Genomic DNA, 20,642 nt, shown 5'->3' on the forward strand with positions numbered 1-20,642 from the left:
TTCAGCGATACGCGACGGCTTTGACCGCCTCGATGACGTCGCCGACATTCGGCAAGGCCAGTTTCTCGAGGTTGGCCGCATAGGGCATCGGCACATCCTTACCGGCAATGGTGATGACCGGGGCGTCGAGGAAATCGAAGGCGCGCTGCGAGACCTGGTTGGCGATATGGTCGCCGACCGAGTTCTGCGGATAGCCTTCTTCGACGACCACCAGCCGGTTGGTCTTCTTGACCGAGGCGATGATGGTGTCGAGGTCGAGCGGACGGATGGTCCTGAGGTCGATGATCTCGGCGTCGATGCCCATGCCGCGCAGTTCCGCTTCCGCCTTGACCGCATAGGTCATGCCGATGCCGAACGAGACGATGGTGACGTCCTTGCCCGTCTTGTGGATACGCGCCTTGCCGATCGGCAGCACGAAGTCATCCAGCTTCGGCACGTCGAAGGACTGGCCGTAGAGAATTTCGTTCTCCAGGAAGATGATCGGGTTCGGATCGCGGATCGCAGCCTTCAGCAAGCCCTTGGCGTCGGCGGCCGTATAGGGCATCACCACTTTCAGGCCGGGAATGTGGCTGTACCAGGCGGCGTAGCACTGCGAATGCTGGGCGGCGACGCGGGCCGCGGCACCATTCGGACCACGGAACACGATCGGCGCTCCCATCTGGCCGCCGGACATATAGAGCGTCTTGGCGGCCGAGTTGATGATCTGGTCGATCGCCTGCATGGCGAAGTTGAAGGTCATGAACTCGACGATCGGCTTCAGGCCGGCCATGGCCGCGCCAACACCGACGCCGGCAAAGCCGTGCTCGGTGATCGGCGTGTCGACGACGCGGCGTGGCCCGAATTCCTGCAGCAGCCCTTGGGTGATCTTGTAGGCGCCCTGGTATTCGGCGACCTCCTCGCCCATGACGAAGACATCGCCGTCGCGGCGCATTTCCTCGGCCATGGCGTCGCGCAAGGCTTCGCGCACCGTGGTCGACACCATTTCGGTTCCGGCCGGAATGTCGGGATCGGCGGCGATTTCCGTTTTCGGAGCGGCCGCGACAGGTGCTTGTTTACCCTTGTGGGGAGGGTCGGCCGGCTCGCCGGCCGGGGTGGNCCCTCCCGCGCCTGCGGCGCGACCTCCCCCATCAGAGGGGGAGCTAATGGAGCTGGCGCTTTCGCCGTCCTGCAGCAAAACCGCGATCGGTGTGTTGACCTTGACGCCTTCGGTGCCGGCGGCGATCAGGAGCTTTCCAATCGTGCCTTCATCGACGGCTTCGACTTCCATCGTCGCCTTGTCGGTTTCGATCTCGGCGATGACGTCGCCGGCGACGACCTTGTCGCCCTCGTTCTTCAACCATTTGGAAAGATTGCCCTCTTCCATGGTCGGCGAGAGAGCGGGCATGAGAATTTCGATCGGCATGTTCCTCGCCCTCCCTTACAGTACGATATCGGTCCAGAGCTCGGACGGATCCGGCTCTGCATCGTTCTGGGCAAACTCGGCGGCGTCGGCGACGATGTCGCGCACCTCCTTGTCGATGGCCTTCAATTCGTCCTCGGTCGCCCACTTCTTCTGCGTCAACCGCGCCTTGACCTGTTCGATCGGGTCATGGTCGGAGCGCATCTTCTGGACTTCTTCCTTGGAGCGGTATTTCGCCGGGTCGGACATCGAGTGACCGCGATAGCGATAGGTCTGCATTTCGAGAATGATCGGCCCGTTGCCGGCACGGCACCATTCGGTCGCCTGGTCGCCGGCGGACTTGACCGCACGCACATCCATGCCGTCGACCTGGATGCCCGGGATCTTGAATGAAGCGCCGCGATGCGAAAAATTGGTTTCCGCCGACGAGCGCGATACCGAGGTGCCCATGGCGTAACGGTTGTTCTCGATGATGTAGATCACCGGCAGCTTCCACAGCGAGGCCATGTTGAAGCTTTCATAGACCTGGCCCTGATTGGCCGCGCCATCACCGAAATAAGTCAGCGAGACATTGTTGTTTTCGCGATAGCGGTTGGCGAAGGCAAGGCCTGTGCCCAGAGACACCTGCGCGCCGACAATGCCGTGGCCGCCGTAAAAATGCTTCTCCTTGGAGAACATGTGCATGGAGCCGCCCTTACCCCTGGACAGGCCGCCGCGGCGTCCGGTCAGCTCGGCCATGACACCACGCGGCGAAAGCTCCATCGCCAGCATGTGGCCGTGATCGCGATAGGCGGTGATCATCTGGTCGCCGTCGATCAGGGCCATCTTCATGCCGGTGACGACGGCTTCCTGGCCGATATAGAGATGGCAGAAGCCGCCGATGAAGCCCATGCCGTAGAGCTGGCCGGCCTTTTCCTCGAAGCGGCGGATGAGCAGCATGTGCCGATAGGCGGCAAGCTCTTCGTCCTTGGTGAATTCAGCAGGCTTGGGTGCTGAAAGCCCCGATTTGCCGTCGGATTTCGATTTGGCAGGCGCTTTTCTGGCTGCGGTGGCCATGCATCACTCCCTGTTGGCGTCTCTTTGCGGACATTGGAGCTAGAGGAAATCTGCTCCCGGGGAGATCAGCCTCCCCATCGATTTATGGGAGGCTAACACGCGTTACAGCGTTGCGCCATGACGAATTTGCATAGCTGGCATGCGCCTAAGCGATTAAAATCATTGAAAATATTGCTGATTAACTGAAATTCGGTTACTTCGACGAGGCCGGCAACATGATGGTGATTTCATCAGGCTGGGACAGGTTGAGCGCTTTGCGCGCCTGCTCGTCGAGCATGTCCTTCTCCAGCGTGCCGTCGTGCATGAGCCGAACGCGCCGTTCAAGCTCCATGCGGCGCGCCTTGACGGCGTCGAGCTGCGCCTGCAGCGCGACCGTCTGGGCCTCGAGCTGATATTTCGAGTTGATGCCGAATTCACCGTGATAGGCGTGGAAGCCGAAATAGGCCAGGAATACCACGCAAAGCGAAGGGATGATCAGCCGGCCGGTGTTTCTCTGCTTGTGCTGACGCGTCCACATCGCCCGTTCCCTCGCGGCCGCGAACTCAGGCGGCTCACTGTCTTTTTCGCCCGATTGTGCTTAACGGACGGTTACGGACAGCCGCTTTAGCCCTTTGTTTTATGCATGTCGTTCTCCCAAAACCGAGTTCACTTTCGGGCAACATGCATTAGGCCGTGCCCAAATGAAAAGGGCGGGAATAATCCCGCCCTTTCCCAGATATCGCGGATCCGCGCGTTCCGGATCAGCCCTTAACGACCGACTTGCCGGCGTAGCGCGCCTGCTTGCCGAGCTCTTCCTCGATGCGGATCAGCTGGTTGTACTTGGCCATGCGGTCCGAACGTGACAGCGACCCCGTCTTGATCTGTCCGCAGTTGGTGGCGACAGCGAGATCGGCGATCGTCGAATCCTCGGTTTCGCCGGAGCGGTGCGACATGACGGCGGTATAGCCGGCCTTGTGCGCGGTCTCGACGGCGTCGAGCGTTTCCGTCAGCGAGCCGATCTGGTTGACCTTGACCAGGATCGAATTGGCAACGCCCATGCGGATGCCGTCGCGCAGCCGCGCCGTGTTGGTGACGAACAGGTCGTCGCCGACCAGTTGCGTCTGCTTGCCGATCAGATCCGTCAGGTACTTCCAGCCTTCCCAGTCGTCCTCGGCAAGGCCGTCCTCGATCGAAATGATCGGATAGTCGGCGGCGAGCTTGGCGAGATACTTGGCCTGTGCCTTGGGATCGCGCGTCTTCTTCTCGCCCTCATAGACGTAATTGCCGTCCTTGAAGAACTCGGTCGCGGCGCAGTCGAGGCCGAGCGCGATCTCCTCGCCCGGCTTGAAGCCGGCTTTCTCGATCGATTCCATGATGAAATCGAGTGCAACCGGCGCGCTCTTCAGGTTCGGGGCAAAGCCGCCCTCGTCGCCGACATTGGTGTTGTGGCCGGCGTCCTTCAGCTTCTTCCTGAGCGTGTGGAAGATTTCCGAGCCCCAGCGCACGCCTTCGCGCAGCGTCGGCGCGCCGATCGGCAGGATCATGAATTCCTGGAAATCGATCGGATTGTCGGCATGCGCGCCGCCGTTGATGATGTTCATCATCGGCACCGGCAGGATGTGCGCCTTGGTCCCGCCGACATAACGGTAGAGCGGCAGGCCGGAGGCATCGGCCGCCGCCTTCGCAACCGCCAGCGACACGCCGAGGATGGCGTTGGCGCCGAGTCGGCTCTTGTTGGGCGTGCCGTCGAGTTCGATCATGGTCTGGTCGATGTGGATCTGGTTTTCGGCTTCCATGCCGCCGATCGCTTCGAACAGCTCGCCATTGACCGCTTCCACGGCCTTGAGCACGCCCTTGCCGAGATAACGGGCGCCGCCGTCGCGCAGTTCGACGGCCTCATGGGCGCCGGTCGATGCGCCTGAGGGCACCGCGGCGCGGCCCATCGAACCGTCTTCGAGCACGACGTCGACCTCGACGGTTGGATTTCCACGGCTGTCCAGGATTTCACGCCCGACAATATCGACGATGGCGGTCATTGCGATGTCCCCGATTGATATGAAGAAAGGTCGCGCCCGTCTTAGCCAAAGCGCCGCAAAAGGCAATCGGGCCATGGCCAAATAGTGCGGCCCGCCCGATTCACGAAGCGCAAATTTCTGTCATCATAAGTCATGCTGCCAGACGCGCGTTTCGAGATATGGTTTCGAAGCGCGGGGCGAAACAGGAGGAGTTTCGCCATGTCCGAGTTGAGCGGTATCGTGAGTTTGTTCCTGATCGCGGCGGCGTTCCTGACGTCGTGCGACAACCAGCAGTCACCGCCAAAGGCAGTCGCGCCTTTGCCGGCCTTGAGCATCAACCAATAGGCCCGAAGGCCCGGTATGCCCATCGGGCATTGCGTTGAATCGAAAAAGGGCCCCGCCGAAGCGAGGCCCTTTTTGCTGCGTCAGTGCCAGTATGGCTTGACGTTGTAATACTCGTAGGATGCGTCGCGCGCGCGCTCGCCATCCTCGCCGGTCAATTCATCGATCGAATAGGCGGGCGCTGCTTTCAGCTGTTCCTTGGAAAAGGGCACGACATAGCCGCCCTTGTCCTGATCATAATCGAGACTTGCCCAAGGAATGGCATGATACTTCTCGCCCATGCCGAGAAAGCCGCCAAAACCGATGACTGCGAACATGATGCCGTTCGAGGTCTTGTCGAGCATGACGTCCTCGATGCTGCCGATGCTGTCGCCCGCGGTATTGTAAACTGTTGTGCCGATGACTCGCGAAGCGGCAATGGCTTGGGTGTGGCCTGTTTGAGTTGTCATGATGTGCTCCTCATTGTCGTCAAACTCTGCTTCGACAATGACGGAGGCGGGCGAAAGTTCCCCGGTTTTTACGGTGTCGGCCGATCACTCCGCGAGAATGAAGGTCACCTTCATGTTGACGCGATAGGCAGCAATCTTGCCACCGACGAAGCAATCTTGCCACCGACGAGAAGCGCCGCCTCAGCGACCCTTGGCGATGCGGTCGAACGCCATCAAACGCTCCAGGAGTGCCGGCATGTCCTTCAGCGGCACCATGTTGGGGCCGTCGGAAGAGGTCGAATTGTCCGGATCCTGGTGGGTCTCGATGAAGACGCCGGCAACGCCGACAGCAACCGCCGCGCGGGCCAAGGTCTCGACGAAACGCCGCTCGCCACCAGAAGACCCGCCCTGCCCGCCCGGCTGCTGCACCGAATGCGTGGCATCGAAGATCACCGGCGCGCCGATCTCGGCCATGATGGGCAGAGCGCGCATGTCGGACACCAGCGTGTTGTAGCCGAAGGAGGCGCCGCGCTCGGTGGTCAAGACATTGGGGTTGCCGGAACCGGTGATCTTGGCGACCACGTTCTTCATGTCCCAGGGCGCGAGGAACTGCCCCTTCTTGACGTTGATCACCTTGCCGGTCCTGGCGGCGGCGACCAGCATATCGGTCTGGCGCGACAGGAAGGCCGGAATCTGCAACACATCGACATGCGGCGCGACGATGGCACACTGCTCCTCGGTGTGGACATCGGTCAGCACAGGAAGCGAGAATTCCTTGCGCAGTTCGTCGAAGACAGGGAGTGCTGCCTCCATGCCGGCGCCGCGCGTCGCCGACAGCGAGGTGCGGTTGGCCTTGTCGTAACTGGTCTTGTAGACGAGGCCTATGCCGAGCTTGCCGGTCAATTCCTTGAGCGCACCGGCCATGTCGAAAGCATGCTGACGCGATTCAAACTGGCACGGTCCGGCGATCAGCGCCAAGGCCGCGTTGTTGTCGAAAACGACGTTGCCGACGGTTACCGCCGAATTGGGCGCCATCGAATTGGGGGGCTTGTTCATGGGATCTCCCGGAAGATGAAAGCCGCGCCCTGCCCTGATGCCGGCTGCACGACAATGTCATTGCCCGCTATATCGTGCGGGATGGCGTTGGCTGCAAGCAGCCTTGAAACGGCATCGGCGTCGCGGACCGCAAAGACGACCGCGGCGAACCGAAGTTCGGTGGGCATGCCGGTCGGACTGCCGAAGCGGGCCGTGAAAGACGCGGGATCGAGGATGCTCAAAACTGCATTCGGCAGCCGGAACGCACCCTCCTGCCCAATGGCGGCGGGATCGCCCACCGCCACGGAGACCAGGCGACGCTGCTCGTCAGGTCGGTCGCTGACCGCCACCACTTCGACAATGCCGGTGGCGCCATTGGGGTGGGCCTGCAAGGTTGCGCGATCCACTTTCGGTGCGTTGATCCGCTGGCAGGCAAAAAGAAAAGCGTCCGTTGCACGGCTGTTCGAAGCAAAGGCGAGCTTGAATGACGCGGTATCGCTTTTGCCCGCCGTGTCGGTGAAAGCGCGCGAAAAGCTCAGCGTGTCGCCCGCCGAGAGGCCGGTTTCCACATAGCGCGCGTGGTCGGCATCGGCATTGTCGGTGCCCAGAACCACCGCGGAAAACCCCTCGTCGCCGCGGCTGTCGCGATAGATGCGGTCGCGAGTGACGAAGGCATTGCCCTCGGCGGCCGCGTCAAATGCTATTTGTTCGCTGCCGATCGCGAGCGGCTCCAGATAGGTGCCGTCGGCGAGGAAAACGCAGCAATTCTCCGTTCCAAAGGGATGGATACCGGTGGGAGCGACGACGAAGCCCAGCGCTGTCAGCCGGGCGCGCGCCATGTCGAGGCTCTGCGTCGGCAGCACCAGATGATCGAGCGGATGAATTCCGGCGGCTGTGGAACGGGTCATGCAGGCGCGATGTGCATCATTCCGTATAACCGTTCAAGACGTGATTGCGCGCCCTGGCGCCAGAGCATGGCAAAAAAACTACCAGAAATGCTCGCCCGCTTTTCTCTTCTGCAGCGAAAGTATTTCACGTAAAGATATCCCCCGCATGGGGGATGCTGCGAATTCCGTCTTGGACGATTGTCGTGACGTCGCGATTCGACGTCGAATGGCGCCCATTGCCCTGCGTGCATGGCTGGAACGACGGATGGCGGGCAACGGCATGCTCAGGATCTTGCGGATCACGCCGCATTTCTATCGACCAGGCAACTGGCCGATCGCGTTCGATCCTGTCGGCGGATTGCAGAACCAGACATGGACGATCGCGCAAGCCATGGACAAGGCCGGCGCGACCCAGACGGTTCTGACCAGCTACATTCCAGGCAGCCCAAGGCATGTTCGGCTATCCGCGACCATGCGGGTGACATGCACAGGCTTCCGGCTGCCCGAGTTCCTGGCCGGACCGATGCTCTGCTTCAGCTGGTTTCTGGGCGCGATCCCTGAGCTTCTTCGGGCCCGACGCCACTATGATGTGGTCCACATCCATTTCAACCACTCGGTCTGGTGCAGGATCATCGCCGTCATTGTCGGCAGGCTGAAGATACCGCTCGTCGTTTCGATGAACACGCCGCTCTGGTCCGGGCTCCAGAGTGCGCTTCGGCTCAAGGGCAAATCTTACGACGTCACCCGGTGGCTCGAGCGCCTGGCTTTGAGGTCGGCCGATCGGGTCGTCGTGCTCACCGATACCTATGGCAGGAGCGCAGCCTCGGAGCTGGGGCTCGACGCCTCGCGCATCGAGGTGATCCCCGATGCGGTCGATGTCGAAGCGTTCCGCCGTCCAGTCGCACCTGGGTTGCTTCGGGGCTTTCGCCGTGAGCACGGCATCCCGGACGAACGGCCAATCGTCAGCTTTATCGGCCGCATCAGCGGTGAAAAGGGTTGGCAGGATCTGCCCGCGCTCGTCGAGCGCCTGTCAGGGAAAAATGTGTTCCTGCTGATCTGCGGAGACGGTCCCGACCGCCGCAAGCTTGAAGCGGCGCTCGCCGCGATCTCCAGGCCAGGCTGGTGGGCAATCACCGGATTCGTCTCGCCAGCCGAGGTCAAGAAGGCACTCAAGATCTCCGACGTCATGATCCTGCCCTCCCGGCGCGAAGTGTTCGGCAGCGTCCTGCTCGAAGCGATGGCGGCGGAAGTACCGGTGGTCGCCTATGGCGTCGGCGGCGTGACCGACGTCGCCGGTCGTCCAGAGGCATTGGCGCTGGTACCGGAAGGACGGCGCGAAGCGCTCGCCGACCTGACGCTTCGGTTGCTTGCCGATAGCGAGGAAAGGAACACCCTGATCGCGCGAGGGCGCCGGCGCGTGCGGGATTTCTCGCTGGATTCGGCGGTGGCGCTCAACCTTGCCCTTTATGCTTCGGTCCTCGCAGGCTCGGTGAACGGATCACGGCAGCCGGCCGGCGTTCTCACCTTGCAGGAGGACGGCGGCACGCCGGATGGCCCTTGATCAACTTCGTCACCACGCGCAGCCACGGCTATACCGTTCGCCATCTGATCCGCCAGTTGGGCAACGCACGCCACTGGAGCTACGAGCGCCTCTTTCGGCAGAAGGAGCTGCGCTCCGGCACCTGGGTCTTCACGGATCACGAGCGGCTTTCGCACTTCGAGATCGCATTGGCCGCCGGGGTCGCCAATCGGCTCGAGCGCGGCGGAGCACGCGTTCTCAATCATCCCGCCCGTGTGCTTGGCCGTCATGATCTGCTGAAAGCCCTGCACGCGGCCGGCATCAACTGCTTCTCGGCCTGGCGTTGCGAAAGCCAGCCGCGTCCGAACGCCTTTCCGGTCTTCATCCGCAACGAATTCGACCACCTTTCCGCGGACTTCGAGCTGATTGCGGACCAGCCGGCGCTCGAGGCGGCGCTGAGCCGGATGAAAGCAAACGGCATACCGTTGGCTGGCAAGCTGGTGATCGAGTATGCCGGCCAGGAGGTCAGCCCCGGCGTCTGGCAGCGCTTTGCCACCTATCGCGTCGGCGATCGGCTGATCGCCCATCACAATGTCGTCGATTTCCGCTGGGCGGCCAAGGACGTGCAGGACAAGCAGCGTCTGCTTGCCCATCCCATGTTGGCGACATTCGTCGAAAACGAGCGCCGGTTCGTCGTCGGCAACCTGTATGAAGACGTGCTTCGCAGGGCATTCGACCTCGCCGGCATCGATTACGGGCGCGCCGACTTCTCGCTGGTCGACGGGCGTCCGCAAATCTTCGAGATCAACACCAATCCGGCGCACGGCTCCCACGGCGCGATCTATCGGGAAACGCACCCCGGGCGCGTGGAAACCCAGAAGCTTTCGGAAGACAGGCTGTACGCCGCCTTGCGGGACGTGGACCTGCCGGCCGGCGGCCGCATCGGCCTCGACGACCCCGCCCTTCTCCCGCAGCAGGCGTTCAGGAGACTTTTCACGGGGCTGAAGCGTGCTTGACCGCGCCGCGCCAGGACATCCGATCTCGGATCGGCCGATCGTGATCGAGGCGGCCGACAGCTTCGATTTCGGCTCGGTGGAATACCGTCGGCTGTTCTGCGGCGCATCGGCATCGGCCTTCCAGCATCCTGACTGGCTCACGGCTTTCTATCGCAACATCGCTCCGGCGCATGGCGCCGAGCCGCTGGTGATCACCGGCCGCGACAGCGACGGCGAACTCCAACTGGTGGTTCCGTTGGTGCGGCGCGGCGATCGGGCGATCGAATATGCCTTCCTGGGCGTCACCGATTATGCCTGTCCGATCGTGGCCAGGGGCGTGACAGTCGGCGTACAAACCAGGCGGCATTTTCGCGATGTCCTTGGGCACCATGCGGATTTGAGAATTGGACCTGTTCATCACAGCCATCTGCATGAATGGCGCCAGTTGCTGGGATCCGAGCCGTCCGCGCTCGATTTCGGCGCGCATGCCGTGCGCTACGGCTTTCCCTATGCTGAATGGCGCAGGGCCAACCTTGGCTGTCGCGGCGCCGGAAGCCTCGACCGCAAGGCGCGCAGGCTTGCCGAAGCTGGCGGGCTGAAGCTGGAGCTGGTCGGCCCCGACAGTGTGCGTCAGGCCCTGGTTGCAGCGCGCGACTTCCGCGCCGGGCGCTTCCCGGATGATCCGATGCAAACGCCGCACGGCCTCGAATTCTACATCGATGTCGCTGCGAACGGCGCACGCTCCGGCCTTGCACGAACCTATCGCCTCGCTTCGAAGGATGGTCCGGTCGCTATTGTCTTCGGCTTGGTCGACGGCGACTGCTTTCGCTACATCCTGCTGGCCTGCGACTATCGCGCCCATGCGCGCCATTCTCCGGGCCGCGTGGCGCTTGACCAGGTCATGGCGGCCTGGGCCGCCGAGGGCGGCAAAGCCTTCGATTTCACCATCGGCGACGAACCTTTCAAGGCGGACTTCGGCTGCACCCGCACGACCATGCACGAGTTCCGGCCATGACAGTCCTACCGACCAATCTTGCGATGGAAGCGGGCCTTGTCGCCACGCCTCGTCTTGCCGTGGTCGTGCCTGCCCGCAATCGCCGTGAAAGCCTGCCGCGCACGCTGGCATCCGTACTTTGCACCGCGCGAACCGATATCGAACTGGTGGTGATAGATGACGGATCGACGGACAGCACCGAAAGCTATCTGGCCTCGCTCGACGATGTGCGCCTGAAATGGCGCCGCATACCGGTAGCGGCCGGTGCCAACCAAGCTCGCAACCAGGGCGCGGCATTGTCCAGCGCACCGCTCATCGCTTTTCTCGATTCGGATGACGCCTTCCGCCCCGGGCGTGTGGACAGGCTGATCACATTCTTCGACGAGAACCCGGACGTCGCCTGTACCATCGACGGCTTCAGCGACATTTCGGACCGCGGCGAGCGAATACACCGATTGCCCCGCCTTACCCCCGATAGCGAGACACTGCGGCAGCTTCTGCTCTGCCATTGCATTCCGCTGACCAACTCGACCGTCACGGTTCGCCGCGCGGCCTTTGACGCCGTGGGGGGCTACGATCCGGACCTGCGCCGCCATCAGGACCGGGAGTTGCTGCTGCGGCTGGCGAGACAGCATCGCATCGCCTTCGGCACGGCCACCGACGTCCTCAAATACCGGTCGGCGAACTCGATCTCGCGCACCCATGCCGGTTATATCAAGGGGCTGGATGATTTCGTCGGCCGCTGTCCCGATTACCGATCAAGCGGCTACGGGTCGATCCTCAGCTATCTGACGGTGCGCGGCGCGCTGAAAGCAGCCATGCAAGGCCATTTCAGCATCGTACTGGCGGAACTGCAGGCCTGGCGGAAAGCCGACAATCTGCCCGGCGGCCTTCATGTGCTACCCGGCTATTTCAGGGGGCGTCGAAAAAGGCACCAGCTGGAACAGGCCCTGGATCAGCTCCCGGCCACGACGTCGGCGGAATAGCGCAATTCGCGCAAGGGTCTGACCTTGCTGGTGGTCTGCGCGTAGAGCGGGTGCGCCTTGTAGGCGGCCAGCGCCGCGTCGTCGGCGAACTCCGCATAGACGACGACATCGATCTCGTCGGACAGCGGGTCGACCTTGGTGTTGAGGGTTACCTCGAAGAGACCGGAATGGGGAATGTTGCCCAGCGCCAGTAGCCCGGCACGCACCGCCTCCACATCCTCTTTGCGCCGCGCGCTGAAGAAAACGATATGCCGGATCAATCCCGCCTCCTCGATCTGAATGCGGGGTCTTTTGTGACGGCGGTCTCTTCGCGTCAACCGTTCACGGCGCCACGCGTCCATGCGACGCGCCTCGGCCGCCGCACACCGCGCACAAGCGCGGGCTACTGCCTCTGGAAGGTATCAGGCTTTGCCGGTGACATAGCGGACGGCATGATTGAGCTCCCTGACCGAGAGGTCGAGGTAATGGCCCTGATTATACAGGCCGTCCCAGATCAGGAAGAATGCGATGGCGGCAATGACGATTACATAACGCATGGCTAAAGCTATCGCACAAGCACGGTGTGGACCATAGGCGTTTTGATATGTTCGACATTCACCAGACGAGTGCGCACGTGGCACAGCCCAGCTCGCGGCTTGCCTCTTGAAGTTCCCAGCGATGACGTGGAAGATTGTCGCAGGGATTCACTGGGAAGCGCCGAAGCTCTGGTCGAGCGCGCACGCTTTTGTTCGGATCTGTACGTAGCCGATCCCGGATCAGGCGACGGCGTCCGAACCCGGCGATGAACCGCAAGAAACGGAACCGGCAATTGTCAGCCGGCATCGCGGAAGTCCAGGGGCGGGACATGGGTCACAAGGAACAGTCTGGCACGATGCCTGCCGAAGCGGTCAGGCTCGACGAGTTCAATTTCGCCGAGATCGTCAAGGGCCTGCCGGCCAAGGCGCGCCTGGTGCTGTCGGCGGCGATGAACCTGCCGCGCGGTTCGCTGAAGGTCAGGATGCCGGATGGGCGCTCCGTCCTGGTCGGCGGCAAAGGACCAGGTCCCGATGCCGAACTGGTGCTCAAGAACTGGCGCCTGCCGGGCCGCGCCTTTTCCGGCGGCACGATCGGCGTTGCCGAATCCTATATGGACGGCGACTGGGAAAGCCCTGATGTGACCAGTTTCCTCGAACTGTTCGTGGTCAACTCGGCCCTTGGCGAGAAGGTCGCCGGCGGCGCGAGCTGGCTGATCAATACGGTCCAGCGCATCCGCCACTGGTTCAACGAGAACACACGCACCGGTTCAAAACGCAATATCTCGGCGCATTACGACCTCGGCAACGCCTTCTACAAGGAGTGGCTCGACCCGAGCATGACCTATTCCTCGGGGCTCTATGCCAACGGCGCCAATGATTTGGAGAGCGCGCAGGCCGCCAAATATCGGGCGCTGGCCAAGGATATCGGTATCGGCCGCAAGGATCACGTGCTGGAGATCGGCTGCGGCTGGGGCGGCTTTGCCGAATTCGCCGCGCGCGAGATCGGTTGCCGGGTTACCGGGCTGACTATCAGCCGTGAGCAGCACGACTTCGCCAAGGCGCGCATCGCCAAGGCTGGACTTGCCGACAAGGTCGACATCAAATTGCAGGATTACCGCGACGAAACAGGCACTTACGACCGCATCGCGTCCATCGAGATGTTCGAGGCGGTCGGCGAGAAATATTGGCCGGTGTTCTTCGGCAAGATGAAGGCCTGCCTGAAGCCCGGCGGTACCGCGGGCCTGCAGATCATCACCATCAACGAATCCGCCTATGACACCTATCGTGCCAGGCCGGATTTCATACAGCGCTATGTGTTCCCGGGCGGCATGCTGCCGACGCCGTCGATCCTGAAAGCGCTCGGCAAGGATCATGGCCTTGCGCATCTGCGCGAGCGCGTGTTTCCCGATGACTATGCGCGCACGCTCGCCGAATGGCGGCAGCGCTTCTGGGTATCGTGGGAGAAGATCGTGCCGCTCGGCTTCGACGATCGCTTCAAGAAACTGTGGGAGTTCTACCTGCATTATTGCGAAGCCGGCTTTCGTGCCAGCTACATCGACGTGCGCCAGGTGGTCTACAAGGCTTAGAGCATTTCACCGTTTCACGGAAACGGAGACCTATCTCTTTGTTTTTACGGAATTCCCAAGGAAAAGCGCCATGCGCTTTTTCCGGCGAAGCGCTTTGAAACTTCCGTCGCCGGGCTCCAAAAGTCGCCGCGCCCATCCGAGGCCTGCAAAAACTGCTGCGATAGGTCACTTGCGACCACACTAAGCTCTCGATCCACCGTGCTCGATCTGCTGCAGCAGCGGTCATCGCCTTGACGGCTTGGGGCGCACAACAATCTATTGGAGCAGGTGAGCTTGGACCAAGGACGCGAAACCTCAGGAGACGAGAAAAAACACAGGAGATAACGATGACGATTCTTGCTGTTGGCGCTGCCGGCCGATTTGCCGGCAATGTCATCCCGGCTCTCGCCCAGCGTAACGCCCGTGTGCGCGGCCTTGTGCGAAAGCCGGAAGAAATTGCTCAAGTACGAGAGCATGGTGCCGCGGAAACGGTTGTCGGCGACCTTCGGAACCGGGCGAGCTTGGACGCAGCTCTGAAAGATATCGAAGCTGTGTTTTACATCGCGCCTGCGTTCATGGCCGATGAAGCCGAAGTCGGCAAAGGCTTGGTCAACGCCGCGATCCGCGCAGGTGTCCGTCGGCTTGTATTCTCGTCTGTCATCCACCCCGTACTTTCCGGGCTGGGCAACCACATAGCGAAAGCCCCGGTCGAGGAAGCGATTCTGACTTCGAAGCTGGAATACACCTTCCTTCACCCATCCCGCTTTTATCAGAATTATGAGGCATTCTGGCCGAAGGTCATCGAAACCGGCGTGCTGGCCGAGCCCTGGTCGGCCGAGACCCGATTCTCTCTTGTAGACTATCGTGATATCGCGGAGGTCGCCGCTATTGCCCTAACCGAGGATCGTCTGCTTTACGGCACATTCGAGCTGTGCGCGCCCGGGTGGCACAATCGTCACGATGTGGTCACTCTGTTGGGTGAGGTGCTAGGGCGGGAGATCAGGGAGCGCCGCGATCCAGGTGTGCTCGGCGAAGTTGGTCCAGGTCAAAGGACCATGTTCGAGCATTACGACCACTACAACCTGCTCGGTAATCCGCTGACTCTACGCGCGATACTCGGGCATGAACCGCGTTCGCTAAAGGTCTTTTTCGAAGAACTCGCTGCGGGTACTCGATAGCCGCCTGACGCGAGGCCCCGGACAGGCTATGGCGGCGACAAGCCGATTGCCGCGATCAAGGCGGCGCTGCCGGACATGCATACACTGAGCCGCGCGTCGCTCACGCAGTGCATCGCACGATACGCCGCATTGGGCTGGAGCGGTTATGTCCCGGATGCTTGCCGCCAGGGGACATTGCTCATCCCGATCAATATCGCGAAATGGATGTGGGGTTGGCCCAACCGGTTTCTCGACCGCATGCAGGCTGTCGATACACAGATCCACCTGCTCGGCCCTTATTCGGGCGGCGGCTTTTCGGAAGGACTGGACGACCCACAGCTCATCGACCAGTTGCCGGACGGCTATTCCGGCGGCATTTCGACGGATGCGCTGGATCTCGTCATGCCCGTGATCAAGGCGCGCTTCGGGACGCGGCCGTGAGATGGCTCCACGCCGCACATGGCGGCGTGGCCTGGAACGCCTCAAATGGCCGTATCAGAGCAGGATGCGATATCTGGCAAATCCGGCTTCGCCCTCGCCAGCCGGTTCGATCTTCAGCGATTTCACATCGGCGATGAAATCCTTGGCCTTGACGCCGGTCTCGAAGACGACGCTGGTTCCGGGCAGCGGCGCGAAAGACCAGTTGCCGTCGGCCGACGGGTTGATCGTGCCCTCGCTCACGATATAGCGGACGATGACGTCGCGATTGGTGTCCGGCGCCTCGTAGATGATCTTCGAGGCATTGATGTCGGGAAAATTGCCGCCGCCGCCGGCGCGGTAATTATTGGTGGCGACGACGAATTTCTGATTGGGATCAATTAGTTTTCCATCGAACATCAAGTCGGCGATGCGATTGGCGCCGGCATTCGCGACGCCGCCCTTGGCGTCGTATTTCGGCGGCTGCGACAGGTCGATCTTGTAGGTGACGTCGTCGATGACATCGAAATTGTAGGACGGGAAGTCGGTGTTGATGAGCGCCTGGTCGGCCTTGCCCGGCTCGATCCGGTTGAAGATGCCGGCCGACATTTCCAGCCATTCCTTGACCTCGGCGCCAGTGATTTCGACAGCCCGCACGGTGTTGGGATAGAGATAGAGGTCGGCGACGTTCTTGATGGCGATATCGCCGGCCGGCACGTCGGTATAGTAGTCGGCGCCGTTGCGCCCGCCGGCCTTGAAGGGTGCGGCGGCCGACAGCAGCGGCACATCCTTCCACTGCGTGCTCTTGAGAATGTCCCTGAGGTACCAGGTCTGCGCCTGGCTGACGACCTGCACCGACGGATCGTCGGCGACCAGCGCGAAATAGGAATAGAGCGGCGCGGACGTCTTGCCGACGGGACGGCGCACATAGGCCAGGGTCGCCTGATGGTCCTGTTCGAGTGCGGCGATGACGCGCTTGTCGTCGGAAACAGTCGGCTTGTTCTTGTTGTCGACGCGCTCGAAGATCGGCCGCGCTTCGGATGTCGCCGAAACAACCTTCCATTTCGATCCGTCGCGCTCCAGCATCAGGTCGATCAACCCCATATGCGAGCCCCAGAAACCGCCCATGACGGCGGGTTTGCCCTGCAGCGTGCCTTTTTGCGTGTCGACGCCTTCGAGCGACTGGAAATCCTTCTTGCCGGGGAACACCAGGTGCTGGTGGCCGGTGAACACCGCGTCGATGCCGTCGACGCCGGCGACGAAGAACGAGGCGTTCTCCATCATGTCGCCGTGCTGCACATCGATGCCGGAATGCGAGAGCGCGATGACGATGTCGGCGCCTTCCTCCTTCATCTGCGGCACCCAGGCCCTGGCCGTCTCGACGATGTCGCGCGTCTTGACGTTGCCTTCGAGATTCTTGAGATCCCAGACCATGATCTGCGGCGGCACGAAACCGATGATGCCGATCCTGATCGGCTGCTCGGCGCCCGAACCGTCCTTGATCTTCCTGTCGAGGATCACATAGGGCTTGAGGTAGAGCTTGTCGTCGCGTGGGTTCGCGGCAAGTTGGGTGCCCCGGATCAGGTTTGCACAGACGAAGGGAAAATTGGCCCTGGCCAGCACCTTGTCCAGGAACGACAGGCCATAGTTGAACTCGTGGTTGCCGAGCGTCGAGCACTCATAGCCGAGCAGGTTCATGCCCTTCATGATCGGATGCAGATCGCCATCCTTCAGGCCCTTCTCATAGGCGATGTAGTCGCCCATCGGGTTGCCCTGCAGCAGGTCGCCATTGTCGATCAGCATCGAGTTGACGGCTTCCTTGCGCACCGCGTCGATCAGCGATGCTGTGCGCGACAGGCCCATCGTGTCGTTGGCTTTGTCGGCGTAGTAATCATAAGGCAGCACGTTCACATGGATGTCGGTGGTTTCCATGATCCGAAGATGCGCCTGGTTGGCTTGAGCGCGGGCGGAGAAGGGATGGAGCATGATCAGCGCCCCCGTGGCGGCGGCGCCCGCGAGGAGACCACGACGAGAGACGGGATGGAGCAGCTGCGACATGTTTTCTCCTAGTTCGACCTAACAAGCCCTGCCCCGAAGCGAACTTCGCGCTGAAATCGGCTCAAGTCCATTCAAGAAGTCGCGCGCATTGGAGCGCCAGCCAATCAGCAACAGATGACGCGCGGATGAAGGGAGCAGTGAAGAAAATCAGGTCTTGTCGTCGTCGCCCTGGGTGATCAGCCGGGCGCTGCGCTGGCCTGTGGCGTAGATCCATAGCCAGCTCAGGGAAACCGCAAGCCGGTTGCGGAAACCGATCAAAAAATAGATGTGCGCAATTCCCCACACCCACCAGGCAAGCCAGCCCGTGAGCTTGACCCAGCCGAAATCGATCGCGGCGGCGCGTTTGCCGATCGTCGCCAGATCGCCGGCATGCTTGTAGTGGAAAGGACGCGCTGCCGTGTCACCACCGAGCCTGGCCTTGACGGTGGCCGCAACATGTCGGCCCTCCTGCTTGGCGGAAGGCGCCACGCCGGGTACCGGCCGTCCATCGGGCCGCAGCACAAGCGCGGCGTCGCCGATGACGAAAATCTCGGGGCCGTCGGGCACGCTGAGGTCAGGCTCGACGAGCACCCTGCCCGCGCGGTCCGCCTTCGCTCCCAGCCATTCGGCGGCTGGCGAAGCGGCAACGCCGGCTGCCCACAGGATCGTTCGGGCCGCCAGCTGCTTGTCGCCAAACACAACACCTTCGGCGTCGCAGCGCGTCACGGCCCGGCCAAGCTCGACGGTCACGCCAAGCCGTTCGAGCGCCTTGCTGGCGTAATCGGAGAGTTTTGGCGCGAAATTGGCCAGGATGCGGTCACCGGCCTCGATCAGCACCACGCGCGTTTGCCGCGTGTCGATGTTGCGGAACTCGCCCCGCAGCGTGTCGTGCGCCAGTTCGACGATGGTACCGGCCAGCTCCACGCCGGTCGGCCCACCGCCAACGATCGCGATGGTCAGCAGCGCCTGGCGTTTGGCGGGATCGGTCTCCCGCTCGGCCTGTTCGAAGGCCAGGAGAATGCGCCGCCGAATGGTGGTGGCGTCCTCCAGCGTCTTCAGGCCTGGAGCGAACGGCTCCCATTCATCGTGACCGAAATAGGCGTGGCGGGCGCCGGTGGCGAGCACCAGCGTATCGTAGGCGACGGCGCTGCCGTCATCGAGCAGCACGCGCTTGCCGGCGCGGTCGACACCAGTGACATTGGCGAGCAGCGTCGTCACGTCCTTGCGCTTGCGCAGGAGATGGCGGATCGGCCAGGCAACCTCGGAGGTCGCCAGTGCCGTCGTCGCCACCTGGTAGAGCAGCGGCTGGAACAGATGATGGTTGCGCTTGTCGATCATGGTGATGCGCACCGGGGCGCCGGCGAGCGCACGGGTGAATTCGAGGCCGCCGAAACCCGCGCCGACAACGACGACATGATGGCTGGCTTGGCTCATTTCGTTCACCCTGACAGCTAGATTACTAGCCCAGATGTAGGTATTTTTGTGCAATGCAGCAACAGAAGGACAGTGCCCGGGACTCGTCGTTCCATGTCGTGAATGCACATGTTGTATCGTGTCGCGAGGTATAGCGTCATCGAACACGCCTATGAGGTAAAGCATGGCCAACGATCATGACGACCCGGGTCCGGCGCAGTATTCCTCGCCGCCTTGCTTCATGCGCGAACTCGACCCGGAGTTCCGCGTGCCGCTATCCGACTGGACCGATGTGAGGCGCTGGCGCAAGGCCGAGCGCGAACGGCTGATCACCGCCCGGCTCGCGGTTTCGGCCGACGCGCGAACGGCCATGTCGCAACGCATTGCGGATGGGCTCGACGCGATCATCGGCGACATCACCGGGCGCATGGTCAGCCTCTACTGGCCGTTTCGCGGCGAACCGGACTTGCGGCCATGGGTGGCGTCCGTCAATGAGCGTGGCGGCCGCACCGCGCTGCCTATCGTCATCGAGAAAGGACAGCCGCTGATCTTCCGCGCCTACAAACCGGGCGACCGGCTGGAAAAGGGCGTCTGGAACATCCCGATTCCGGCCGAGGGCGATCCGGTGCTGCCCGACATCGTCATCTCACCGATCGTCGGCATCGATCCGGCAAACTATCGCCTAGGCTATGGCGGCGGCTTCTTCGACCGCACGCTGGCCGCCATGCCGTTCAAACCGCTGGTGATCGGCGTCGGCTACGAACTGCAGCGCATCGCCACCATCTATCCGCAGCCGCACGACATCCCGATGGATCGGATCGTGACGGAGGTGTAAAAACCTGTTTGGGAAATGAGACCGGTTGACGACGGTGACACGATGATCGGACGAACTGTAGCGGCTGCCNGTAAAAACCTGTTTGGGAAATGAGACCGGTTGACGACGGTGACACGATGATCGGACGAACTGTAGCGGCTGCCGTTGCAATAGCGTTTTCCGTTTCGCCCTTGCATGCGCAACCACGGCATCGTTTGCCGAGCGGTTATAAATGGGGCCGCTGCCTGCTTGCTGTTAACGGTCAGACACGCATATCCGGAAGATGCTCCTATCAAATCGAGAGGGGCGGCGGTTTTAATATCCAGGGGCCCAGGCAAGTTTTTGCAGGTATCGACTATCCCGATACGAACAGCGGGACCGGTGAAATGTCCAAGGATTACTGGGCCGTCGTATACAAGGACGGTGATCTTTGGGAAGGCTATGGGAACTCGGACATTCGCGCAACGCACGGTGAACCCGGAGATTGGGGAGACCTTCGCCGCGAAGGCGCATGCTATGTCGGCAAGGACGTCCGGGTATGCCTTTGGCGCTAGGCCATTTCCGGCTTCATGCCCATGGCCGTACGATCGACGATCTCACGCAAGGCGAATGACGAGTTGATCTTGGTCACATGCGGCATGGCCGACAGCCATTCCTTGTGGATGCGCTCATAGTCGACGAGGTCCTTCGCCGCGATGCGCAGGATGTAGTCATATTCGCCCGACATCAGGTGGCAGGACAGCACGTTGGGGCAACGCTTGATCGCCGCCTCGAAATCCGACAGCGTCTTCTCGAACTGCCCTGACAGCGATATATGCACGATCGCCGTCATCTGATGGCCGAGCGCTGCATTGGAAAGCCGGGCGTGATAGCCGCGAATGGTTCCGGACTTCTCCAGATTATCAAGCCGGCGCGAACAGGCGGATTGCGACAGGCCAACCTTTTCGGCAAGCGCCGCGTTGGGTATCCGGCCATCCTTCTGCAAACTCTCGAGAATGGCGATATCAATCCTGTCGAGCGGCATTTTTCGTGAATCCTTCGAATATCCGGCTGTTTTGCGCAACGATTATCGAAACATGCCGGTTCACG

The 20,642-nt window shown here is 61.8% G+C and carries 21 protein-coding genes; 9 read left to right on the plus strand and 12 right to left on the minus strand.

What is annotated here, in order from left to right; genetic code table 11:
• Window position 1: 1 nt before the first annotated feature.
• The 4 genes from X741_RS163735 to eno all read right to left on the minus strand — a co-directional run bounded on the left by X741_RS163735 (window position 2) and on the right by eno (window position 4,470).
• Window positions 2-1,402 carry a pyruvate dehydrogenase complex E1 component subunit beta gene (locus tag X741_RS163735; protein ID WP_023776108.1) on the minus strand — a complete coding sequence of 467 codons (1,401 nt, stop codon included), beginning with the start codon at window positions 1,400-1,402 and terminating at the stop codon, window positions 2-4.
• A gap of 15 nt (window positions 1,403-1,417) precedes the next feature.
• On the minus strand, window positions 1,418-2,455 hold the full coding sequence (pdhA, locus tag X741_RS163730) for a pyruvate dehydrogenase (acetyl-transferring) E1 component subunit alpha (RefSeq protein ID WP_023776109.1): 1,038 nt from the start codon (window positions 2,453-2,455) through the stop codon (window positions 1,418-1,420).
• 193 nt (window positions 2,456-2,648) lie between these two features.
• Complete coding sequence (locus X741_RS163725) at window positions 2,649-2,972, minus strand: septum formation initiator family protein (RefSeq protein WP_023768858.1); 324 nt, start codon at window positions 2,970-2,972, stop codon at window positions 2,649-2,651.
• Window positions 2,973-3,195: 223 nt separating this feature from the next.
• Window positions 3,196-4,470, minus strand: coding sequence for a phosphopyruvate hydratase (eno, locus tag X741_RS163720; RefSeq protein ID WP_023776110.1), 1,275 nt, complete (start codon window positions 4,468-4,470; stop codon window positions 3,196-3,198).
• A 198-nt stretch (window positions 4,471-4,668) separates the two neighbouring features.
• Here eno and X741_RS1000000171385 point away from each other — a divergent pair, with 198 nt between their 5' ends.
• A complete protein-coding gene (locus tag X741_RS1000000171385) occupies window positions 4,669-4,794 on the plus strand; it encodes a hypothetical protein (protein ID WP_084018256.1) in 126 nt (41 codons plus the stop codon).
• An 80-nt stretch (window positions 4,795-4,874) separates the two neighbouring features.
• On the opposite strand, the gene X741_RS163710 is transcribed toward X741_RS1000000171385, so the two are convergent.
• From X741_RS163710 to X741_RS163700, 3 genes are all read right to left on the minus strand, one after another.
• Entirely contained in the window at window positions 4,875-5,240 is a 366-nt protein-coding gene (locus X741_RS163710; RefSeq protein WP_023768861.1) for a PRC-barrel domain-containing protein, read from the minus strand.
• A 180-nt stretch (window positions 5,241-5,420) separates the two neighbouring features.
• Window positions 5,421-6,275: a 3-deoxy-8-phosphooctulonate synthase gene (gene kdsA, locus X741_RS163705; RefSeq protein ID WP_031249678.1), complete on the minus strand. Its 855-nt coding sequence runs from the start codon at window positions 6,273-6,275 to the stop codon at window positions 5,421-5,423.
• Window positions 6,272-7,162 carry a VOC family protein gene (locus tag X741_RS163700; protein ID WP_023776113.1) on the minus strand — a complete coding sequence of 297 codons (891 nt, stop codon included), beginning with the start codon at window positions 7,160-7,162 and terminating at the stop codon, window positions 6,272-6,274. The genes kdsA and X741_RS163700 overlap by 4 nt, the downstream gene beginning before the upstream one ends.
• On the opposite strand from X741_RS163700, the gene X741_RS163695 reads away from it, so the two are divergent.
• Genes X741_RS163695 through X741_RS0133830 form a run of 4 tightly spaced genes read left to right on the plus strand, consistent with a single transcriptional unit; the run spans window position 7,149 to window position 11,635 of the window.
• On the plus strand, window positions 7,149-8,702 hold the full coding sequence (locus tag X741_RS163695; RefSeq protein WP_156937827.1) for a glycosyltransferase family 4 protein: 1,554 nt from the start codon (window positions 7,149-7,151) through the stop codon (window positions 8,700-8,702). The two genes, X741_RS163700 and X741_RS163695, sit on opposite strands and share 14 nt — an antisense overlap.
• On the plus strand, window positions 8,699-9,676 hold the full coding sequence (locus X741_RS163690) for a hypothetical protein (protein ID WP_023776115.1): 978 nt from the start codon (window positions 8,699-8,701) through the stop codon (window positions 9,674-9,676). Before X741_RS163695 ends, X741_RS163690 begins: the two co-directional genes overlap by 4 nt.
• Window positions 9,669-10,670 carry a GNAT family N-acetyltransferase gene (locus tag X741_RS163685; RefSeq protein WP_023776116.1) on the plus strand — a complete coding sequence of 334 codons (1,002 nt, stop codon included), beginning with the start codon at window positions 9,669-9,671 and terminating at the stop codon, window positions 10,668-10,670. Before X741_RS163690 ends, X741_RS163685 begins: the two co-directional genes overlap by 8 nt.
• Window positions 10,667-11,635 (plus strand): glycosyltransferase family A protein, encoded by a 969-nt coding sequence (locus X741_RS0133830; protein WP_084018262.1) that lies wholly within the window; start codon window positions 10,667-10,669, stop codon window positions 11,633-11,635. The genes X741_RS163685 and X741_RS0133830 overlap by 4 nt, the downstream gene beginning before the upstream one ends.
• Here X741_RS0133830 and X741_RS163680 read toward each other — a convergent pair.
• Complete coding sequence (locus tag X741_RS163680) at window positions 11,605-11,895, minus strand: Dabb family protein (RefSeq protein WP_023776118.1); 291 nt, start codon at window positions 11,893-11,895, stop codon at window positions 11,605-11,607. The two genes, X741_RS0133830 and X741_RS163680, sit on opposite strands and share 31 nt — an antisense overlap.
• Before the next feature lie 141 nt (window positions 11,896-12,036).
• On the minus strand, window positions 12,037-12,171 hold the full coding sequence (locus X741_RS1000000171390; protein ID WP_023768869.1) for a hypothetical protein: 135 nt from the start codon (window positions 12,169-12,171) through the stop codon (window positions 12,037-12,039).
• Window positions 12,172-12,479: 308 nt separating this feature from the next.
• Between X741_RS1000000171390 and X741_RS163675 the strand changes: the two genes are divergently transcribed.
• From X741_RS163675 to X741_RS0133835, 3 genes are all read left to right on the plus strand, one after another.
• Complete coding sequence (locus X741_RS163675; protein ID WP_031249682.1) at window positions 12,480-13,736, plus strand: cyclopropane-fatty-acyl-phospholipid synthase family protein; 1,257 nt, start codon at window positions 12,480-12,482, stop codon at window positions 13,734-13,736.
• Window positions 13,737-14,062: 326 nt separating this feature from the next.
• Window positions 14,063-14,893 carry an NmrA family NAD(P)-binding protein gene (locus X741_RS163670; protein WP_023776120.1) on the plus strand — a complete coding sequence of 277 codons (831 nt, stop codon included), beginning with the start codon at window positions 14,063-14,065 and terminating at the stop codon, window positions 14,891-14,893.
• 75 nt (window positions 14,894-14,968) lie between these two features.
• The gene (locus X741_RS0133835) at window positions 14,969-15,313 is read left to right on the plus strand and encodes a hypothetical protein (protein ID WP_245272633.1); all 345 of its coding nucleotides are present in this window, start codon (window positions 14,969-14,971) and stop codon (window positions 15,311-15,313) included.
• Between the two features lie 54 nt (window positions 15,314-15,367).
• On the opposite strand, the gene X741_RS163665 is transcribed toward X741_RS0133835, so the two are convergent.
• Together X741_RS163665 and X741_RS163660 are read right to left on the minus strand one after the other, a co-directional pair.
• A complete protein-coding gene (locus X741_RS163665; protein WP_023776122.1) occupies window positions 15,368-17,347 on the minus strand; it encodes a bifunctional 2',3'-cyclic-nucleotide 2'-phosphodiesterase/3'-nucleotidase in 1,980 nt (659 codons plus the stop codon).
• A gap of 147 nt (window positions 17,348-17,494) precedes the next feature.
• Window positions 17,495-18,760 (minus strand): NAD(P)/FAD-dependent oxidoreductase, encoded by a 1,266-nt coding sequence (locus X741_RS163660; protein ID WP_023776123.1) that lies wholly within the window; start codon window positions 18,758-18,760, stop codon window positions 17,495-17,497.
• Between the two features lie 163 nt (window positions 18,761-18,923).
• Here X741_RS163660 and X741_RS163655 point away from each other — a divergent pair, with 163 nt between their 5' ends.
• Entirely contained in the window at window positions 18,924-19,574 is a 651-nt protein-coding gene (locus X741_RS163655) for a 5-formyltetrahydrofolate cyclo-ligase (RefSeq protein WP_023776124.1), read from the plus strand.
• Window positions 19,575-20,103: 529 nt separating this feature from the next.
• On the opposite strand, the gene X741_RS163650 is transcribed toward X741_RS163655, so the two are convergent.
• The gene (locus tag X741_RS163650) at window positions 20,104-20,577 is read right to left on the minus strand and encodes an Lrp/AsnC family transcriptional regulator (protein WP_013895662.1); all 474 of its coding nucleotides are present in this window, start codon (window positions 20,575-20,577) and stop codon (window positions 20,104-20,106) included.
• Window positions 20,578-20,642 lie beyond the last annotated feature (65 nt).

Source organism: Mesorhizobium sp. LNHC221B00 (assembly GCF_000502935.1).
Taxonomy (GTDB): Bacteria; Pseudomonadota; Alphaproteobacteria; order Rhizobiales; family Rhizobiaceae; genus Mesorhizobium; species Mesorhizobium opportunistum.

Excerpts from the sequence above, each read along its gene's own strand:
- pdhA (WP_023776109.1), bottom strand. The coding sequence starts at position 2,455 with ATGGCCACCGCAGCCAGAAAAGCGCCTGCCAAATCGAAATCCGACGGC.
- X741_RS163725 (WP_023768858.1), bottom strand. The coding sequence starts at position 2,972 with ATGTGGACGCGTCAGCACAAGCAGAGAAACACCGGCCGGCTGATCATC.
- eno (WP_023776110.1), bottom strand. The coding sequence starts at position 4,470 with ATGACCGCCATCGTCGATATTGTCGGGCGTGAAATCCTGGACAGCCGT.
- X741_RS1000000171385 (WP_084018256.1), top strand. The coding sequence starts at position 4,669 with ATGTCCGAGTTGAGCGGTATCGTGAGTTTGTTCCTGATCGCGGCGGCG.
- X741_RS163710 (WP_023768861.1), bottom strand. The coding sequence starts at position 5,240 with ATGACAACTCAAACAGGCCACACCCAAGCCATTGCCGCTTCGCGAGTC.
- kdsA (WP_031249678.1), bottom strand. The coding sequence starts at position 6,275 with ATGAACAAGCCCCCCAATTCGATGGCGCCCAATTCGGCGGTAACCGTC.
- X741_RS163700 (WP_023776113.1), bottom strand. The coding sequence starts at position 7,162 with ATGACCCGTTCCACAGCCGCCGGAATTCATCCGCTCGATCATCTGGTG.
- X741_RS0133830 (WP_084018262.1), top strand. The coding sequence starts at position 10,667 with ATGACAGTCCTACCGACCAATCTTGCGATGGAAGCGGGCCTTGTCGCC.
- X741_RS1000000171390 (WP_023768869.1), bottom strand. The coding sequence starts at position 12,171 with ATGCGTTATGTAATCGTCATTGCCGCCATCGCATTCTTCCTGATCTGG.
- X741_RS163675 (WP_031249682.1), top strand. The coding sequence starts at position 12,480 with ATGGGTCACAAGGAACAGTCTGGCACGATGCCTGCCGAAGCGGTCAGG.
- X741_RS163670 (WP_023776120.1), top strand. The coding sequence starts at position 14,063 with ATGACGATTCTTGCTGTTGGCGCTGCCGGCCGATTTGCCGGCAATGTC.
- X741_RS0133835 (WP_245272633.1), top strand. The coding sequence starts at position 14,969 with ATGCATACACTGAGCCGCGCGTCGCTCACGCAGTGCATCGCACGATAC.
- X741_RS163665 (WP_023776122.1), bottom strand. The coding sequence starts at position 17,347 with ATGTCGCAGCTGCTCCATCCCGTCTCTCGTCGTGGTCTCCTCGCGGGC.
- X741_RS163660 (WP_023776123.1), bottom strand. The coding sequence starts at position 18,760 with ATGAGCCAAGCCAGCCATCATGTCGTCGTTGTCGGCGCGGGTTTCGGC.
- X741_RS163655 (WP_023776124.1), top strand. The coding sequence starts at position 18,924 with ATGGCCAACGATCATGACGACCCGGGTCCGGCGCAGTATTCCTCGCCG.
- X741_RS163650 (WP_013895662.1), bottom strand. The coding sequence starts at position 20,577 with ATGCCGCTCGACAGGATTGATATCGCCATTCTCGAGAGTTTGCAGAAG.